The 2,785-nt window shown below is 36.6% G+C and carries 4 protein-coding genes; all 4 read right to left on the bottom strand.

Going from position 1 to position 2,785, the window contains the following annotated elements:
* Nucleotides 1-415: branched-chain amino acid ABC transporter permease (locus AC1DTM_RS21780; protein ID WP_477000854.1), on the bottom strand; the 415-nt coding region annotated here is incomplete at its 3' end.
* Nucleotides 416-437: 22 nt separating this feature from the next.
* Nucleotides 438-1,142, bottom strand: a complete 705-nt coding sequence (locus tag AC1DTM_RS21775) for a branched-chain amino acid ABC transporter ATP-binding protein (RefSeq protein WP_016104550.1) — start codon at nt 1,140-1,142, stop codon at nt 438-440.
* Nucleotides 1,120-1,893: an ABC transporter ATP-binding protein gene (locus tag AC1DTM_RS21770; protein WP_016104549.1), complete on the bottom strand. Its 774-nt coding sequence runs from the start codon at nt 1,891-1,893 to the stop codon at nt 1,120-1,122. The genes AC1DTM_RS21775 and AC1DTM_RS21770 overlap by 23 nt, the downstream gene beginning before the upstream one ends.
* A 90-nt stretch (nt 1,894-1,983) precedes the next feature.
* Nucleotides 1,984-2,785, bottom strand: an 802-nt coding sequence (locus AC1DTM_RS21765; protein ID WP_477000853.1) for an ABC transporter substrate-binding protein, incomplete at its 5' end; no start/stop codon positions are given.

Raw genomic sequence — 2,785 nt, 5'->3', positions numbered from 1 at the left:
ATTTTATTAAGATAACTCCTCCAAATGTAAAACTTCCTTGAAGCCATAACGGTAATTTTGCAGCAATTGGATTAGGACCCCAAAATATTTTGATGCACTCGCTAAGAACGAGCATTCCTCCGAGTGTAACGAGAAGCTGCCGAACATGGTTTCCATACACTGGTCTAATAAGAAATCTTTCTAAAATGAAACCAAGAAACATACCCATAGCGACTGCGCCAATTAGCGCTAATAAATAACTATCTGTCATATTAAATAACCAAACGCCTGTAAATGCTCCCCATGCAAACAAACCACCATGCGCAAAATTTAGTACGCTCATTAAACCGAAAATAAGTGATAGACCAGACGCTAATAAAAAAATAAGCATCCCTGTCGAAACGCCGTTTACAAATAAGTTAATTAGCACATCCACATTCTATCCCCCCGTATCAATGTTAAGAAATACCTAAATATTTATGACATGTTTCCTTATCCTCTCGCAGTTCCTCCATGAAACCGTTATGCACAATACGCCCATTATCCATAATGTGAAAATAATCACCGATTTGACTAGCCATCATAAAATTTTGTTCAACAAGTAAAACAGTCGTTTTTTCCTTCATTTTCAAAATAGCTACCATTAATTTTTCTATCATTATTGGAGATAGCCCTTTACTCGGCTCATCAATAAGCAATAGTCCATCACTATTAATAAATGCTCTTGAAATTGCCAACATTTGCTTTTGTCCCCCACTTAATAGTCCACTTTTTTTATACCAAAATTGCTTTAAATCTGGAAATAGTTCGAGCATCCATTCTATCTTCTCTTCAGATTCTTCCCCCTTTTTTCCCCTAGCAAGTGCGAATGTCTCTTCTACTGTTAAATCATGAAAAATACCTTGATTTTCTGGTACATAACCTATACCTTTTCTTGAAATTAAATGTGTAGATAATCCATTTACTTTTGTGTTATCATAATAAACTTCTCCATTTGCTATCCGGTGAAATCCCATAACTGAGCGCAATGTTGTTGTTTTTCCAGCACCATTTCTTCCAAACAATACTGTAATCGTTCCCTTCTCAACCGAAAGGGACACTCCTTGTAAAATATGAAACTGATCTAAATACGTCTCTATATTATTCACTTGTAGTAGTGCCACTATATAATCCCCCTAAATAAGCACTTTGTACTCGCTCGTCTTTCATCATTTCTTCCGGCAATCCTTCAGCCAATAACTCGCCATGAAATAAAACGATAAGATGATCTGATAAACCTAGCACCATATCCATTTTGTGTTCGATAAGTACGATTGTGCTCTCAGGATTCTTTTTAATATTTTCGATTACTTGTAATATAGCCGGAACTTCCTCAACTGAAATACCTGCTGTCGGCTCATCTAGTAGTAATACATCTGTCTTTAATGCTAACAACATAGCAAGCTCTAACTTTCTTTTTTCTCCGTGAGCTAAATCCTTAGCTAATACGTCCCCTTTCTCGTGAAGGAGTACTGTCTTCAAAAGACGTCTCGCTTCTCCAGTTTGCTGCTTTAACTTGGCTGCATTCGGAAAGAAACTGTAATAATCCTGAACAAACGATTGAACACTTAGACGTACATTTTCAAGTACTGTTAGCTCTGGAAAAATATTTGTCAACTGAAAAGAACGACCAATGCCCAAACGCGTTCGATCTGAAATTGATAATTTTGTAATATCCTGCCCTTTAAAATAAACTTCACCTTTCGTCGGAGAAATTTGCCCACTTAGTAAATTGAACAGTGTTGTCTTTCCAGCACCATTCGGTCCAATAATTGAAATGAGCTTTCCTTTTTGTACCGTTAAATTAACATCCTTAATAACATGATGATCCCCAAAAGATACACAAAGATTTTTCGTCTCTAACAAATGTGTCATGAAATCCCTCCCACTGAAAACCATGTTTATGAAAGAAATAAGTATAAAGAGGGTATCCCCTCTTTATACAAAAACAACAGAAAATTCAGTCTATTTATTCTGAATTGATGGTTCTGTCTCTTTCATCGTTAATTCTCTCTCTAACACTGGTACTGGATAATCAACACCATCTTGCTTTTTCAGCGTTATAGAATATAGAGTTTGTAATGCTTGATGATCCTTCTCTCTAAATTTCATCTTTCCTTTCGGTGTCTCAAATTCCATCCCTTCCATTTTCTTAATAAGTGTATCTACATCTGTATCRCCCTTCGTTTTCTTTACAGCTTCGACGATAGAAATTGCTGCTGACATTCCTCCTGCTGTAAATAAATCTGGAACAGCACCATTAAATCGTTTTTTATGTTCTTCTACTAACCAATCGTTCACCTTATTTTTAGGAAGTGAGTGATAATAAACGGAAAACCCTTGCATCCCTATTAGCGCATCCATCGTTTTTAATGCTGGTATATCAGGTGCACCAGTAGAAATTTTAATGCCTTGCGCTTCCACATTCATATCTTTCAACTGTTTCCACGGTGAATTCGCACCTGCCCAAACGATAAATAGATAATCTGGTTTTGAGCTAATAATATTTTGAATATTCGCAGTGAAATCAGTTGCATTCGTATCCGCGTATTGCTCGTTTACAATATTTGCACCTAATTTCTTCGCTCCAGCTTTAAATGCAGCAATCCCCTCACGACCGTAAGCATTATCTTGTGCTAGCGTTGCTATTTTCACATCTTTTTTAGCAATTGCCGCAGCACCAGCGATTGCATCTTGAGATGAATTTCTACCAGTCCTAAAAATATATTTATTCCAGTTCTTCCCGGTAATACTATCAGCAACAGCT

This window comes from Bacillus sp. P4_D3, assembly GCF_056401855.1.
The sequence above is the reverse complement of the archived record's forward strand: the minus strand, read 5'-3'. Positions and strand labels throughout refer to the sequence as shown.